This is a genomic window from Bombilactobacillus bombi (assembly GCF_003522965.1).
Lineage (GTDB): Bacteria > Bacillota > Bacilli > Lactobacillales > Lactobacillaceae > Bombilactobacillus > Bombilactobacillus bombi.
Window position 1 is genome coordinate 18,044 of the sequence record NZ_CP031513.1, and the last position, 17,183, is coordinate 35,226.

Genomic DNA, 17,183 nt, shown 5'->3' on the forward strand with positions numbered 1-17,183 from the left:
GGGTATATTAATGGCAAAATTAGTATTTATTCGTCACGGTCAAAGTGAATGGAATTTATCAAACCAATTTACTGGTTGGGTTGATGTTGATTTAAGTGAAGAAGGCGTTAAGCAAGCTAAGAATGCTGGTAAGTTATTAAAAGCTGAAGGCATTGAATTTGATCAAGCTTATACTTCAGTTTTGACACGCGCTATTAAGACTTTGCATTATGCTTTAGAAGAATGCGGCCAATTGTGGATTCCTGAAACCAAAACTTGGCGCTTGAATGAACGTCACTATGGTGCTTTACAAGGCTTAAATAAAGCTGAAACTGCTGAAAAATATGGTGATGAACAAGTGCATATTTGGCGCCGTTCATATGATACTTTACCACCATTATTGAAAGAAACTGATGAAGGTTCTGCAGCTAAGGATCGTCGTTATAGCCATTTGGATCCACGGGCTATTCCTGGTGGAGAAAACTTAAAAGTTACTTTGGAACGGGTTATTCCTTTCTGGGAAGATCAAATTGCCCCTGATTTAATTGATGGCAAAAATGTAATCATCGCAGCTCATGGTAATTCTTTACGTGCTTTGACCAAGTATATTGAAGATATTTCCGATGATGATATTATGAATTTGGAAATGGCTACTGGCCAACCTGTTGTGTATGATTTAGATGAACATTTGAATGTAAAGAGCAAGAACAAATTAGGTTAATTTATTAATTATTTATTTATTATATTTTAATTGAAGAAGACTGGAATAAATTTCCAGTCTTCTTTATTTTTCTATTAAGTAGAAACTATAATTTATTACTCAATTATTACTTTACAAATTATGCCTATTAGATATATTATTAAATTGTGCTTTAATTAACACATTTTACAATTATTTGTAATGTTTATAATGTTTTACATATTCGGATTACAATTTTATCCAAATTGGGCTTTCAAGTATTTGTTAATAATTTAATATTGGTTAACTATTATTTGAACTTTTAGCTTGAGATTGATAAATAAATGTAATTTCACTTGTGCTATTCTTGAATTTTAAATATGAAAAAATCAAGAACAGCCAAAAAGCTCAATTCTTTACTGCGTTAATAAGCATTCAATAATAACTATTTCACATAATTGAGCTTAATTAATCAATTAATTATCACGGCTTGTAGTTTAATTTGATTGTAAACTTTTTATAGTTAAATTATTACTACACGATTATTATAATCAGTATCTCAAATAGTTATATAGGTGTTTGTGAAATACTTGATTTTTAATGTTTGAGTTGCAGTAAATTGTGGGTATTTTCTGATCTATCTTGAATGTGTAAAGCAGATATCAATTTGTTTCAAAGAAGGAGAAGATATGCTTTATAAATTTAAGATTGCGCATAAGAACAAAGCATTCTTAGCTAGTGTAGTAATTATTGAGTTGATTTGGTTGTTATTTACAACAGTAATGCCAGCTAGGGCCGCTTTTGGTACTAATTTAACACAATGGCCTAAAGTCAGTACGAATTTAAAAACTCAGATTGATAGTAAGTATGCCTTTTCGCCAACGCTTAGTGCGCAAACTCAGATATCTGTCTCCAATGTAAGTGGGGCTAATCGTGCTGCTTTGGATTCTGATGATGATGCGAATACGTTGAAGTTTACACCATCTGGTTCAGGTAATATGAGATTTACAATTTTATATACCAATATTGGATTTTCTAATAAAGGCAAATCAATGGATGCTACTGTAGTTGTTACCACTGCCGGAACTATTGACTGGATTAAAGCAACTCCTGTAGGACATCTGCAGCTTCATGGGACAGCCAACAATATGAGTGCTGCAGCAACAGTTAATTTTTTAGAACATGGGACCAACACTCCTGCTAGTGTATCTGGACATTTAACCTTTGCTAATGTTAATAGTTTAAAAGTTGTCAGTATGAATTTGGCTGCCTTTGACCAAATTTATTGTGCGCCTAATACTGATTTGGAGTACAATGCGGGATCCGGCGGTTTGACTAACTTATCTGGAGCAAGAAATGTTAAAGGAGACACAGTCAAGTTTACGGGTACTTTTAGTGATAAATCGAGTTTGAGTTATTCTTTTAGTGGAACTTCATATTTTCAGATAGATACTGGATTTGAATTAGGTTCGATGGTTGATGTAACCATCCCCAAAGCCAATAAAACGGGAATTGAAGATGATACAGTGACTACAAGGAGTTTAACTAAGTCAGATCAAGTCCCTATTCAAGTCACCAATATGATGACTTCCAGATTAGATCCCCGTACGTGGGAAATTCCTAATTTAACTAAGCCCCGCAGTAATGTTAATAATTTTAAAAATCAGTTACTTACTCCTAAGGCAGTTTCAGGTACAAGTTCAGTGGACATCTGGCAAGTACGTCCTTTATATACAATTTCCCAATTCATTACTGAAAAATCTAGTGGATATTTAAGTAATTATCAGATTACAGATAAGCTCGATCCAATTTGGACTTTAACGCCTGATTCACCTGGAACTGCTGCCGACGTCATTGATAAAATTACTATTACTGACGAAAGCAAGAAAACTTACGACAGTAAAACCTTTACGGCTAAAGTTGATAGCTCTAATAATTTAACTATTAAAGCGACCGAAGCCGCTTTGAAAGATAAGAATTTTTACGGACATATTTATACTTTTGTGATTAATGGAGCTTTTACGAAGACAGCTGATAATAAATTTCCAGAAGATACAACAGCTGCAAGATATGAAGCTAAAAGCAATATTGCTAATGCCAGTTATACTATTGCTAGTTCTAATAAGGTTAATTCTGAAGATACTTTAAATGTAACAAACAAGATTAACTATCCTAATCCACCAACTTTAAAGATTGATGATATGTACAGTGTTAAAAATAAGATCAATGGCACTATTAGTGATTCTTTGTCTCATGGTAATGATATTAATTATTTAGATTTAACAATTACTTATACGGACACAACTGGCGCAACGAAGACTGCTCCTTTAAATATTGAAACTCCTACGACTACGCTAGGACATGAAAATCGCATTATTAATAGCGCACCGGGATCTAATATTAGTTTTCAAGCTAACTTACCTAGTGATATTAAAAATAATGATACTAGTACTTCTAATCAGCCCTTTACTATTACAGCTGAAGATAATTATGGTATTAAGGGACAGACAATCGCTAATCTTAAGCCCTGGTGGGATGTCAAAAATGGAACTTTGACAATTCATGATCATGATATCAATCTAAATGCCAAAAGTGCTGCTGATTGGCCTTGGGATAATCAACGCGCTGATATCAATAAAGTAGTTTTTGAAACAGGAGTGACCGCTTTTCAATCTTTGGATTATATGTTCCAGGGGATGCCTAAATTAACAGATTTAGATCTCACTTCAATGGATATGAGACAAGTAACTTCTACCACTAAAATGTTAGATGGAGCGACAGGCTTATCATCCTTTGTATTAGGTCCTAACACTTGTTTTCCTAGTGATATAGCCTTGCCTCTTAAAACTGCGGATACTGGTAATTGGCATGGAGTTGGCAGTGGGACAAAGACGAGTCCTAATGGTATTATGCTCACTTCCTCTGAATTAGCAGATAAATATAAAAATGGAGCTGCTCAAGAAAACTATGTTCTTGATAAAGCAAAATGGTGGAATCTTGATAGTGATGGTACGTTGTCAATTTACGCTCACAATATTAACACTACTATTAACTCACTTAAAGATTGGGACTGGTATAGTGTAAAGGATAGTGTGAAAAAAGTAGACATTAAACCTGGAGTTATTGTTAGTGCTAAAAATGCAGATAATCAATATACCACTCAATATATGTTTCAAGATATGAGTAAGGTAAAGAAGATAAACGGCTTAGAAAATTTAGATACAAGTAAAGTTCAAGACATGGAGGCTATGTTCCAAGGCGAAGTAGCCATTGATGAAATAAGCGGGATAAAGAATTTAAACACTAGCAACGTAACTAATATGCGTACTATGTTCAGATATTGTTATAAATTAAAATCTCTGGATTTAAGTAATTTTGACATGTCTAAAGTTGAAAATACCGAAAATATGTTTTACTTAGATTATCGATTAGCAGAATTAACTTTAAGTGATAAAACTAAATTTGTTCAAGATCCTGATTTGACAGCAGCTCAATTAAAACCTGGTGATACAAGCTCTACACAGATATCAACTAAATGGCGCAGCGTTGATATTAATAATGGCGGAACTGTCATAGCACCAAAGGGTAAAGCTTTGACTAATAAAGACATTATTGTTTTATATACTAATAAAGTAGGTCCAAAAGAAACTTACGTCTGGGAAAATAATTGGTGGGATTTTGATTCCAAAAGTGGAACATTGACAATTTATCCGCACCAAATTGATATAAATGCATCTGCTGCTTCTTCTTGGCCATGGGATGGTCTACGGAGCAATATTACTAAAGTATCTTTGGCATCCAATGTCAGTGCAATAAACTCTCTTCAAGGTATGTTTCAAGGAATGAGTTCGTTAACTAGTATCGATGGTTTGAATGGCTTTGATACTAGTCAAGTAACATCAATGTTTTCAATGTTTAAAGATGATAGTTCATTAGCCAGCTTAGATTTAAGTAATCAATTTAAGACTGATAAAGTCAATGATATGCGTAATATGTTTTCTAACTGTGAAGCTTTAACCAAACTTGACGTGAGCAATTTTAATACGCCCAACCTAACAGAAATAGGTAGTATCTTTAGTGGTTGTTCTAATCTAACAGAAATTGATGGACTCAATAAGTTTACTACTGACAAAGTTCATACAATGGACAGTTTATTCTATAATGATGGCAAGTTAACATCTGTGGATTTGAGTAGTTTTAATATGAGTAGCATGACTAAGGAAAACGACATCTTCAGTGGTTGCTCAGCTTTGCGGCAAATAAAGTTAGGTCCAGCGGTACAATTAGTGGATAATTGTGGTCTTCCAGAAGCACCAGGAGATGGCCGTAGTATTGGTAATAATTATAATAATACTAATAAATGGCAAGCGGTTGGCTTGGGCGATGTTAACAATCCCAAAGGGGATTCTTTAACCGTTCGAGAACTAATCGCTAAATATCCTCCAAAAAACAGCAATCCTTCTGAAACTTATGTCTGGGATCAAAATTGGTGGGATGTAACAGGCGGTATATTATCTATTTATACTCATACTATCGATTATCCATACAATGGCTCAGCTATTGCGCCCAAATGGCCTTGGGAAGCTCAGGATTCAATTATTGAAAAAGTGATATTCAAAGGCAATGTATCTACAGCAAACAATGCTAATCTACAAAATATGTTTGCTCATATGACCAACCTTACTACTATTGAAGGGCTAGATAAGTTAAATACTAATAATGCTGCTAATATGCACGCAATGTTTTGGAAGGATGCCAGCCTTACTAGTGTAGATATTAGTATGTTAGATATGACTAACGTAAAAGACACGGAAGCAATGTTTGCAGAGACTAAGATAAGTGAAATAACCTTAGGAAAAAACACCCGCTTTATTCAATCACCAGGTTTACCAGATAATCCTACAGGCACCAAAAAATGGCATGCAAAAAACAGTTTGAATACTGATGTAACCGCAGATAACTTGTTAAGTGCACAAGATATTATTAATAAATATCAAAAAGGTGCTGATAAGCAGACATATGTTTGGGATAGCCGATGGTGGGTGCTTGATAATAATAAATTAATTATTTATCCACATAATATTACTTTACAAGCAGATAAGGGGACTAATATTAAATCGACTGACTGGCCTTGGGATTCCTATCGTTCCAGTATCACAACAGCAGATATTAAACCCGGGGTTAAAGTTGATAGTACTGCTGGTATGTTCTTGGGAATGAATGCTTTAACTTCAATTAATGGATTAGGTAATTTGGATACTGCAGCGGTTACTGATATGAGTAATATGTTTCAATCAGATACAGCTTTGCGCTCGCTTCCTAATCTGAATACTTTAAATACTCAAAATGTCATAGATATGTCAGGTATGTTCCAATGGACGCCGTATTTGACGACCTTAGATTTAAGTAATTTTAATACGTCCAACGTTACTAAAATGGATAAAATGTTTATGCGGACTAGTTGGGGTACAGGATTACAAACGTTAGATATTAGTCATTTTGATATGAGCAAAGTAACGTCGTCTTCCAATATGTTTACCAATGATACTCAATTATGGCAGTTGACATTAGGCCCTAAAGTTCAATTATCCGCCGATTGTGGTTTGCCAGATGCACCTGGTCGTGGCGATGCTATTGGTAATAATAATCATAACAATACCAGTAAATGGCAAGCTGTTGGTAGTACAAAGGATCCCAACAAGCCAATAGGCGATGTATTCACTGTTAGTGCATTAATTGCTAAGTACTCTAAAGCAAATAATAATCCAACAGAAACTTATACTTGGGATCAACGTTGGTGGGATATTACTGATGACAAGACATTAAATATTTATCAACATACCATTGATTATCAATACGATAACACAGTTAACGCGCCGGAATGGCCGTGGCGTTATCAGTTGAATGATATTCACACTGTAGATTTTAAGGGTCACGTTGATACCATAGATAATCCCAATATACAAAATATGTTTGCTCATATGACTAATTTAAGTTCGATTAGTGGATTAAATCAATTGGATATTAAAAAAGCACATAGTACCCGAGCGATGTTTTGGGATACTGCTTTATCTAGCTTGGATATTAGTAGCTTCAATATGAAAAATGTTCAAGATACTAATTCGATGCTTAAAACTTCCAGCCTCAGTAAAATAACTCTAGGTTCTGATAACCGGTTTCCTAATGATCCCGGTTTGCCAGATAATCCTAATGGTACTAAAAAGTGGAAAGAACTCCTCAACGGTGATAGTGATACAGCACCAACTGGAGAAATGATTGATACTGGAGCCATTATTGATAAATACGCTCAAGGCTCCGATAAGGTGCGGACCTATGTCTGGGATCCTGCTTGGTGGTATTTAGATACCACAGGTACTTTAAATATTTATCAACATAAAATTATTAATCTCTTATCTACTAATTTGCAACCTTCTAACTGGCCTTGGGATAACAATCGGGACCAAGTTCGTTCAATTAAAGTTAATCCAGGTGTCGAAGTTTCTGCCGGCATAAGTGTAGCTTCTCCTTCTGTTAGATATATGTTTGCTAATATGTCTAATTTAACGAGTGTTAGTGGCTTAGAAAATATTAAAGTTAATGTAGCAGCCAATGATTATACAGTTGATATGAGTCATTTGTTTGAAAACTGTACTAATTTAACCACTTTAGACTTGAGTACTTTGGATATGAGTCATGCTTATTACACTAGTGATATTTTTTCTGGTGATACTAAATTATCGCAACTTACTCTAGGCAATAAGACTACTTTTCCAGAAGATCCTAGTTTGCCAGCCGCTCCAGCCAAAGATAGTGATACAAATGGTAATACGCAAAAATGGCGGGCAGTTGGCACTGGTGCAACAATAGATTCACCTAAAGGAGATCGTTTAACTAGTATAGAAGTAGCTAGTCGCTATCCATATAAAGGAACTAATGGTCCTCAAGAAACTTACGTGTGGGATAATGCTTGGTGGGATTATGACCAAAACACTAAAACTTTAACAATTCATAAACATAATATTGACTTAGGAGTGACCAGTTATACTCAGTGGCCTTGGTATGATACCAAAGGAACAATTATTAATAACGTAGTTAATGTAAATATTGATCCCGGAGTTAAAGTTGATAGTACTGCTGGTATGTTCTTGGGGATGAAGGCTTTAACTTCAATTAATGGATTAGGTAATTTGGATACTGCAGCGGTTACTGATATGAGTAATATGTTTCAATCAGATACAGCTTTACGCTCGCTTCCTGATCTGAATACTTTAAATACTCAAAATGTCATAGATATGTCAGGTATGTTCCAATGGACGCCGTATTTGACGACCTTAGATTTAAGTAATTTTAATACGTCCAACGTTACTAAAATGGATAAAATGTTTATGCGGACTAGTTGGGGTACAGGATTACAAACGTTAGATATTAGTCATTTTGATATGAGCAAAGTAACGTCGTCTTCCAGTATGTTTACCAATGATACTCAATTATGGCAGTTGACATTAGGGCCTAAAGTTCAATTATCCGCCGATTGTGGTCTACCAGATGCACCCGGATCAGATAAAACTAGTATGCTCATGCCGGGAAGTCAACTTGCTGATAAACACTACAATAATACGAGTAAATGGCAAGCTGTGGGCAATGGTGGTGTCTATAATCCTACTGGAGATGCATTAACAGTTAAGGACTTAATTGCTAAATATCCTAGGGGAACTATTAATCCCTCTGAAACTTATGTTTGGGATCAACGTTGGTGGTTATTAGACAATAATACATTGACGATTTATCCTCATATTATTGATGTTAATAGTACTGGTGTGAAAGACTGGCCCTGGTATTCTGCTTTAGACGATATTAAAACTATTGACATTAAACCCGGAGTGGTTGCAAAACATAGTATTAAATCCATGTTTTATGGGATGAAGAATTTAACAACAATTTCTGGTTTATCTAATATGGATACAAGTGAGGTTACTAATTTTTATGCAATGTTCTTTTATGATAAGAAATTATTGAGTTTAGATCTGAGCAAAATGGAAATAAGTCAGGGAGCTAATACTACTGGCATCTTTGGTCAAGATAATAGTTTATGGAAAATAATCCTTGGACCAAAGACCAATTTAAAGAATTCACAATTACCAGCTGCTCCCGGAGGAGATACTTCTTTTCCGGAAAATCCTAATTATGTTAGCAGAACTTCTGATTGGCAAGAAGTATTAACTACTAATGATGATTATCATCCTTCTGGCGACACTATCAAAGCTAATGTTTTAAGTAACTATCAGGGAGATGGATCTAGTACTCACACTTATGTGTGGGTGCCAAGTGAAGCTGGATATTTAACTTTAATTAAAACACCAGAAGATGTTGAATTTAATCTTATTAACTATCCAACTTACTTTGGCTTACAAAAATCTAAGAGTGCCCAAAAATTTGAAGTTGATGATACACGCGCGATTAATAGTGACTGGCAATTGTTGGCTTATGGCAGCCAATTTAAGTCTGTTAATGGTAATAAAGGTTTAACTGGCATTGAATTTGACTACAAAGGAATCAAGTTTGGTGAGGGTACTTCAGTTATATTAAAAGATCATTCTGGATCTAAATTCAATTCTAAATATCAGTGGTCATTAACTGACAATGGTCAGCCTGGGATTCAACTTGATATTCCTACAACTTTAAGACCTGAATCTGGCAAATATCATGGGACTATTACGTATGAATTACGTAATTCTATTTAAAAAAGATGAGTCATCACTTAATTATAGTGGATGACTCATCTTTTTATAGGTAAAAGCAGATATTAATTTGTACTTGGTCTAAAAATATTAAGTAATATCTGCTACAATTAAAAATATAGACTTTTTTTGAAGGAGAGAATACAAATGATTTCAGCTGTTGATTTACGTGCAGGAATGACCTTTATCCAAAATAATAAATTAATTAAGGTGATGAGTGCTGATCATCACAAACCTGGAAAAGGCAACACCGTTATGCGGTTAAAACTTAAGGACTTACGCACTGGAGCGATTACTGATACAACAATGCATCCTGATGTTAAGTTAGAGCAAGCAATTATTGATACCAAAGATGTTCAGTACTTATATACACAAGACCAAGCGGCAGTGTTTATGGACTTAGAGACTTACGAACAATATGAAGTACCTTTAGATTTAATTAGCTACGAGACCAAATTCTTGGAAGAAAACATGAACGTGAAGATTGATTTTTATGGGAGCGAAGTTGTGGGAATTTCCTTGCCAACAACAGTTACTTTAGAGGTAACGGATACCCAACCTTCAATCAAAGGTGCCACCGTTTCAGGTTCAGGCAAGCCGGCTACGATGAATACTGGTTTGGTAGTTTCAGTGCCAGATTTTATTAATGTGGGTGATAAATTAGAGATTAATACACAAGACGGCAGCTATGTCAAACGAGCTAATAAATAGTGTCAGTCACTAAACGCTTTTTATTGGCCCAAGATTGGTCCAGCTGGGGTGATATTTCTTTGCAGACGGCCAGCGCTTTATTTCAGTTATGGGGGCTGCCCACAGTTAGTCTGCCAGTTAAGCTTCTGGCTGCTCATACTGGTTGGGATAAGCAAGCTCCCAGTATTGATTTGAATGCTTGGGTGCAACAGACATTAGATCATTGGCAAATGGTTCAATGGTCGGGTATATATTTAGGCTATCTAGGATCCCACTCTTTAATAGATTTGTGGCTTTCTTATTTAAAACAGCAGTCTTGTCCCATTATTTTAGATCCTGCAATGGCTGATCATGGCAAGTTATATCATGGATTGTCTGCCCATTATGTTGACCGGCAAAAACAACTTTTACCTTTAGTTGATGTTTTAACGCCTAATCTAACCGAGGCGCAGTTACTTGTAGGTTTTCCTATTACGGATGCTGATACTTTGAAGCAGGCTTTGCAGAGTTTAGCCCAGCAATTGCGTGGCCATCACGTAGTAATTACCAGTGTGGCTTATAAAAACCAGCTCGGTTGTGCATATTTAGATGGTCAAAAGACACGGTTGATTTTGCAACCACGGCAGCCACGACAACTGTTTGGTTCGGGAGATTTATTTACGTCTTTATTAGCAATTTTTATTTTTACGGGTGCTCCATTTGAGACTGCCGTTGTCCAAGCTACTAAATTGACAACGTTAGCGCTTCAAAGAACGGCATTGACATCTCGCGATATTCAAATTGCAACTATTATTCCGGATTTATTACGCTTAAGGGATGATAATCATGAATAAAATTAAACTTCGAAAAATAATATTTGCTGGCTTATGTGCGGCCATTATTTTTATTGGTATTAGTCTGTTTCGAATTAACTTACCAGCAATAGTGGGACGACCATTTATTCATTTTGGTAATACATTTGCAGTGATTTCAGTAATGATTTTAGGTTTTAAATATGGAGCGAGTGCGGCAGTGATTGGTCTGGGTTTGTTTGATGTTTTGAATGGCTATGCGGCTACTGCTTGGATTACAGTCATTGAAGCAGTGATTTTAGCGGCTGTGACGGCAGTGGTTTTTCAAGCAGTGCATTATCAATCAGGACAACTGTATAAGCTTTATTTGGTATCTTTAGCGGCGGGATTAATTAAGATTGTCACGTCGTGGTTAGCAGGTGTCATTGAAAGTGTAATGGTAGGTGTTCAATTACCAGTGGCATTGGTTAATGCCTTTTTGAGTTTGCCTGCAGCAGCGATTAACTCACTGGCAACGTTTCTAGTAGTGCCATTAATTTATGTTGCTTTACAGAAAACTGTTTTGAAACGGATACGGTTGTAATACATGATTGAAGAAAATGGGCATAAACGCCGACTTACCACAACAGAAATGTTAACATATTTAGCTATTTCAATTGTCTTGAACTCTTTTGCTAATGGTTTAGCAGTAGCGACTAATCTTGGTAGTGCAGTATGGACGGCTTCGGCGGTTAATTTACATGGTATTTTGCCAGGTAGTTTAGGAACGATTTTATTTGTTTATGCAATTGTAGTGCAATTAATTAACGTGGTGATTAGTTGGCAAATTAATTGGCGTTCCGTAGTTTCGAATTTATTGTTTGCTTTTTTATTTAGTTATTTAGTGCAATTTTGGACACATATCTTGGTGAAATTGCAGATTCCGCAATTTAATGTAGGAATTCGCTTAGTATTAGATATTGTTGGTATTTGTGGTATTGCCCTAGCGACTTCTATTTATCAAAGAGTCGATGTCATGTTGCATCCTAATGATGAGTTTAGTTATTTAATTAGATTTAAATTTATGCATGGCAGCGCTGCTTGGGGACAGTATTTGAGTTATATTATTCCGGTAGTAATTATAATTTATTGTTTTTGGAAAACACACCATCTAGCTGCCGTTAATATTGGTACTTTCTTTGCCCTTTTTTGTCAAGGTCCTATTATTGGGTGGGCGGATCAGCATATTTTTCATAAGTTAAAACACCGCTTATTCTTAAAAAAGTCCGCCCCCACTAATTAATATAGTTGTTTTTCTTTGTGTTAATAATCTCTATGTTAAAATGGAGAATGATAGCTCAATCAACTCCATTTTTTGATGGATTAACGATAATGTTAAAGTTAGAGAGGACAATAAATTGGTAAATCTAGAACAACGATTAAGTGATACGGCTTTAAGATTGAAACCACAGGATATATTTTTATTTAATGCTCGAGCGCTCAAAACGCCGGGTGTAATTAATATGACTGTGGGTGAACCCAATTTTAATACTCCAAAACATATTCAGGAAGCTGCTCAATCAGCGATTGCACAGCAACCGATTCGATATACTGTGCCTCAAGGTAAACCAGAACTAACTCAAGCCATTGCAGATTTTTTGGCTGCCAAATATCAAGTTCATTATCAACCAGATTCTGAGATTATAACAACAATTGGAGTTACAGAAGGTGTCTTTACTACTTTAAAAGCCATAATAAATCCTGGCGATGAAGTTTTACTGCCGAGTCCCTGTTTTACGATTTATGAGCCAGATATTCTTTTGAATCAGGGAGTTCCAGTAATCATTGATACTTCTAAAACTAACTTTCGCTTAGATCCTAAAGTACTGGCAGCCACTTTAAAGGCCCATCCACAAGCCAAAGCGATTATTCTTAATTATCCGAATAATCCTACAGGTGTTACTTACACCAAAGAACAGTTGTTACCATTAGTAGAAGTTTTGCGCCAATATGAGATATTTGTTATTAGTGATGAAATTTACAGTGAATTGTCTTACGATGTCGCCCATACTAGTATGGCACAATTGTTGCCTGAACAAACAATTTTACTCAATGGGGTATCTAAGTCCCACGCGATGACAGGCTGGCGAGTTGGGTATATTTGTGGTCCGCAGGCAATTATGCAACATATTTTACACGTGCATGAATTAGTAACTACTTCTATTCCTGCAACTTCTCAATACGCGGCTCAAGAAGCTTTAGCTAATGGCGCTGATGATGCTTTACCGATGAAATCTGAATACCAAAAGCGGCGCGATGTACTGCTGGCAGGATTAAGAAAGTTAGGTTTTGCTGTCACTAAGCCACAAGGAGCCTTTTATATTTTTGCTAAAATTCCTGATACTTTGAATCAAGATGATTTGCAGTTAGCACAAGATTTGATTGCACAAGAAAAGCTAGCGTTGTTACCGGGAAGTTTCTTTGGTCGTGGCGGCGCAGGTTACTTGCGTATTAGTTATGCTGCTAGCATGGAAAATATTAACTTAACATTGGAACGTTTAGCAGATTATTTAAATAAGTAATTGCAAGAAGGAAAATAAATGACTGAAAAATTAGCAGCCAAGATGACGGGTCTAATTAAGGCTTGTTTGATAATTTTTGCAGGCTTGATGGCTGGAGGAGCGTTAATAACTACTAAGCAAGTAATTTTAGGTGCTGCTTGGACTTCACCCAAACGGTCGCTTTTTGTCTTTGTATTGGTGACAATCTTGATAATTGCTGGATGTTGGTTGTTGGCAGTATTACCAGATCAAAAAACAACTAATTATTTAGTTTTAGGAGTGTTGTTAGTCGCTTTTGCTCTTTTAATGATTGCTTGGATTTATTCAACTCCCGCCAAGCAAACTAGTGATTATCATACTTTTTGGAAATATGGACGACAAGCTGTTGCTGGTGGTCCCATTTATTATCATGATAATAATTATTTTGCCAAGTGGGCTTATCAGACAGGATTTTTGACATATGTGATGGCAGTGATTAAGCTTTTTGGCGCTAATATTCGAAGTATTCAATTGTTAAATGTTTTTTGGCAAGTATTATCGTTATTGTTAACTTATGTATTAGCACAAAAATTATTTCATCAAGTCGCAATAAGTCGGATAAGCTTGTTTTTATTAGGAATTAATTGGGAATGGTTAGCCCTTAATAATCGTGTGACTAATCAATATATTGCAACGGTGTTCTTTTTATTAACGTGGATATTACTATTAGATAAAAAAACGTCATCGTGGATTTTAGCGGGTGTTACTTTAGCTATTGGAAATATGCTGCGTCCCTTAAGTTTGGTTTTTATTGCAGCTATTATTGTGTTTGCGCTCATTTATCGATTTTTTAATACGACTAATAACTGGCGTCAAGGCTGCCTACGTTTAGGTGGATTGTTATTGGTTTATTTAGTGATTACCTTAAGCTGTGGGGCTTTAATCAAGCAAAGTGGTCTTAATGAATATGGTTTAAGCAATCGTGATACCGAATGGAAATTTGTTATCGGATTGAATTATCCTTCCACAGGGTCATATTCTCAACCTTTGGTTAAAGAATTTAATTTGAAAGATACCCGCAAAACTATGTTAAAGCAAGAAAAGCAAGTAACACAAAGACATATCAAATATTTAAATCAACACCATCTATGGCTTAAACTGTTTATTAAAAAATTCTTTATAGTTTGGTCCAATCCTTCAAATACCTTGAATTTTTCGCTTTTTGCAAAAAATCATTATTTAAAAACAGTTAATCAAGTAAATCTATGGGCGTATGCAATTACAGTGGTAGAGATTTTATTAACTTTGTTAGGAGCAATAGTGTTAGCTTTTAAAAAATATCACTCAGGGTTTAATTTGCTGCTTTTGACTTTATTTGCCTATGCGGCCGCACAAGTAATCATTGAAGTGCAGGGACGTTATCGAATTGAATTTGTTCCTTTATTGGTCATAATCGCAGCAGTTGGGTTTACCCAGTTAGTTGCAAAAAAGAAACCAAAAACTAATAATTTTGAAGTTGTAGGTGATACTTTATGACTCCCGGCAAATTAGCGATTGTCGTTCCTTGTTACAATGAACAAGAAGTGTTGCCGCAATCATTACCGGTGTTACAAAAAGTTTTACAGCAGTTAATTGACAAACAACTGGTTAAAGATGATAGTAAGATTGTTTTTGTCGACGATGGTAGTACAGATACTACTTGGTCTTTAATAGAACAAGCTAGTCATCTAAATCAAGATGTTGCTGGTGTTAAATTAAGTCGAAACTTTGGCCATCAGGGAGCTTTATTAGCAGGTTTGAGCGTGGTTGCAGATGCTGATTTAACTATTACGATTGATTCGGATTTGCAAGATGATCCAACAGCTATGATTGCTATGGTAGAAAAATATCACGAAGGTAACGAAGTTGTTTATGGCGTTCGGAATAATCGCGATAGCGATAGTAGTTTTAAACGGACTACTGCTGAATTGTTTTATAAAATTATGGGCTTTTTAGGCGTGAATTTGGTTCCCGATTCGGCCGATTTTCGCCTATTGAGTCAACGAGCCACAAGAGTGTTATTAAGTTATCCAGAAAAAAACTTATTTTTACGGGGATTAGTTCCGCTTGTTGGATTTAAATCAGATAAAGTTTATTATCGAAGACACGAACGAGCAGCGGGAACTTCTAAATATCCGCTTTATAAGATGCTGCATTTTGCTATTGATGGGATTACGTCTTTTTCCGTGGCACCGATTAAGTTAATTATGAGTTTAGGATTACTAATTGTCGGGATTTCTTTATTGCTATTAATTTATACGATTATTCAAAAAATGCGCGGAGATGTGGTATCTGGCTGGTCGTCTTTAATGGTTTCGATTTGGGCATTAGGTGGAATCCAATTGATTTGTATTAGTGTTATCGGTGAATATGTTGGCAAAATTTTTAATGAAGTCAAAGGACGCCCCCGTTTTACAATTGAAAAAAACCTGTATAATAAGACTAAAAATGAGCAAGGAGAAAACGATGACTGAAAATATTATTGATGAATTAACCTGGCGTGGCGCCATTAATCAACAAACTGATGCACAGGGTCTCAAAGAATATGTTCAAAATCATCAAATTGCTCTTTATTGTGGTGTTGATCCCACAGGGGATTCACTGCATGTAGGGCATTTGGTTACTTTTATGATTTTGAAACGTTTCCAATTGTTAGGCCATAAACCTGTAATTGTCATTGGAGGAGCTACTGGATCAATTGGCGATCCATCAGGTAAAAAATCAGAACGAGTGTTACAATCGATGGATCAAGTCCGTCATAATCAAGATGCATTAACCAAGCAGATGGTTAATCTTTTTGGAACTGACAATTTTGAAATTGTAAATAATTATGATTGGTTATCTAAGTTAGATTTATTGACGTTTTTGCGCGATTATGGCAAATTATTTAATGTTAACACAATGTTAAATAAAGAAATTGTAGCTTCACGTCTTGAAGTGGGCATTTCTTATACTGAATTTACTTATCAGATTTTACAAGCGATTGACTTTTTAACACTCTATCGTGAACATAATGTGAAGTTACAAATCGGTGGCGGAGACCAATGGGGCAACATTACTGCGGGGATTGATTTAATTCATCGTTTAGAAGGTCCTAAGGCACCAGCATTTGGTTTGACAATTCCACTGTTGTTAAAGGCTGATGGAACAAAATTTGGTAAAACTGAAGGTGGAGCAGTTTGGTTAGATCCAAAGAAAACTAGTCCATATGAGTTTTATCAATTTTGGCTCAATACTGATGATCGTGATGTCATTAAATACTTAAAATATTTCACTTTCTTAAGTCATGATCAAATTGATTCCTTAGCTGCCCAGGTTCAAAGTGAACCCGAAAAGCGGGCAGCACAACGAACCTTAGCTCAAGAAGTAACTCGATTTGTACATGGTCAAGCTGCTGTCGAACAAGCAGAAAAAATTTCTGCAGCTTTATTCTCAGGTGATATTCAAAGTTTAACTGCAGCAGAAATTGAACAAGGATTCCAAGCAGTACCTTCAGTAGAATATGATGGTGGTGCAATTAATTTAGTGGAATTTTTGGTTGATCAAACCCAAATTGAGCCTTCAAGACGCCAAGCACGTGAAGACATTAAAAATGGTGCTATTTATGTTAATGGTATTCGCCAACAGGATTTAGACTATCAAGTTAATCCAGCAGCTTGTTTTGATGGTCGATTTGTGATTATTCGTAAAGGTAAGAAAAAATATACGTTAGTACGAACTAATAGTGGTAAATAATTTTTCAGACGAC

General features: G+C 35.5%; 10 protein-coding genes. All 10 read left to right on the forward strand.

From position 1 onward, the window contains the following. Nucleotides 1-10 precede the first annotated feature (10 nt). Nucleotides 11-700 carry a 2,3-diphosphoglycerate-dependent phosphoglycerate mutase gene (locus tag DS830_RS00075; protein ID WP_118907849.1) on the forward strand — a complete coding sequence of 230 codons (690 nt, stop codon included), beginning with the start codon at nt 11-13 and terminating at the stop codon, nt 698-700. A 647-nt stretch (nt 701-1,347) separates the two neighbouring features. Further along, on the forward strand, nt 1,348-9,399 hold the full coding sequence (locus DS830_RS00080; protein ID WP_118907850.1) for a BspA family leucine-rich repeat surface protein: 8,052 nt from the start codon (nt 1,348-1,350) through the stop codon (nt 9,397-9,399). Between the two features lie 144 nt (nt 9,400-9,543). Further along, nucleotides 9,544-10,107: an elongation factor P gene (gene efp, locus DS830_RS00085; protein WP_118899638.1), complete on the forward strand. Its 564-nt coding sequence runs from the start codon at nt 9,544-9,546 to the stop codon at nt 10,105-10,107. Then, a complete protein-coding gene (locus tag DS830_RS00090) occupies nt 10,107-10,919 on the forward strand; it encodes a PfkB family carbohydrate kinase (protein WP_162887457.1) in 813 nt (270 codons plus the stop codon). The genes efp and DS830_RS00090 overlap by 1 nt, the downstream gene beginning before the upstream one ends. Continuing rightward, nucleotides 10,912-11,460 (forward strand): ECF transporter S component, encoded by a 549-nt coding sequence (locus tag DS830_RS00095; RefSeq protein WP_118907852.1) that lies wholly within the window; start codon nt 10,912-10,914, stop codon nt 11,458-11,460. The genes DS830_RS00090 and DS830_RS00095 overlap by 8 nt, the downstream gene beginning before the upstream one ends. A gap of 3 nt (nt 11,461-11,463) precedes the next feature. Then, complete coding sequence (locus tag DS830_RS00100) at nt 11,464-12,159, forward strand: DUF6198 family protein (protein ID WP_118907853.1); 696 nt, start codon at nt 11,464-11,466, stop codon at nt 12,157-12,159. Nucleotides 12,160-12,274: 115 nt separating this feature from the next. After that, nucleotides 12,275-13,438: an aminotransferase class I/II-fold pyridoxal phosphate-dependent enzyme gene (locus DS830_RS00105; RefSeq protein ID WP_118907854.1), complete on the forward strand. Its 1,164-nt coding sequence runs from the start codon at nt 12,275-12,277 to the stop codon at nt 13,436-13,438. 18 nt (nt 13,439-13,456) lie between these two features. After that, the gene (locus DS830_RS00110; RefSeq protein ID WP_118907855.1) at nt 13,457-14,932 is read left to right on the forward strand and encodes a glycosyltransferase family 39 protein; all 1,476 of its coding nucleotides are present in this window, start codon (nt 13,457-13,459) and stop codon (nt 14,930-14,932) included. Continuing rightward, nucleotides 14,929-15,909, forward strand: coding sequence for a glycosyltransferase family 2 protein (locus tag DS830_RS00115; protein WP_118907856.1), 981 nt, complete (start codon nt 14,929-14,931; stop codon nt 15,907-15,909). The genes DS830_RS00110 and DS830_RS00115 overlap by 4 nt, the downstream gene beginning before the upstream one ends. Continuing rightward, nucleotides 15,902-17,170, forward strand: coding sequence for a tyrosine--tRNA ligase (tyrS, locus tag DS830_RS00120; protein ID WP_118907857.1), 1,269 nt, complete (start codon nt 15,902-15,904; stop codon nt 17,168-17,170). Before DS830_RS00115 ends, tyrS begins: the two co-directional genes overlap by 8 nt. Nucleotides 17,171-17,183: the final 13 nt, after the last annotated feature.

Coding starts and splice junctions, on each gene's coding strand:
- DS830_RS00075 (WP_118907849.1), top strand. CDS start 11: ATGGCAAAATTAGTATTTATTCGTCACGGTCAAAGTGAATGGAATTTA.
- DS830_RS00080 (WP_118907850.1), top strand. CDS start 1,348: ATGCTTTATAAATTTAAGATTGCGCATAAGAACAAAGCATTCTTAGCT.
- efp (WP_118899638.1), top strand. CDS start 9,544: ATGATTTCAGCTGTTGATTTACGTGCAGGAATGACCTTTATCCAAAAT.
- DS830_RS00095 (WP_118907852.1), top strand. CDS start 10,912: ATGAATAAAATTAAACTTCGAAAAATAATATTTGCTGGCTTATGTGCG.
- DS830_RS00100 (WP_118907853.1), top strand. CDS start 11,464: ATGATTGAAGAAAATGGGCATAAACGCCGACTTACCACAACAGAAATG.
- DS830_RS00110 (WP_118907855.1), top strand. CDS start 13,457: ATGACTGAAAAATTAGCAGCCAAGATGACGGGTCTAATTAAGGCTTGT.
- DS830_RS00115 (WP_118907856.1), top strand. CDS start 14,929: ATGACTCCCGGCAAATTAGCGATTGTCGTTCCTTGTTACAATGAACAA.
- tyrS (WP_118907857.1), top strand. CDS start 15,902: ATGACTGAAAATATTATTGATGAATTAACCTGGCGTGGCGCCATTAAT.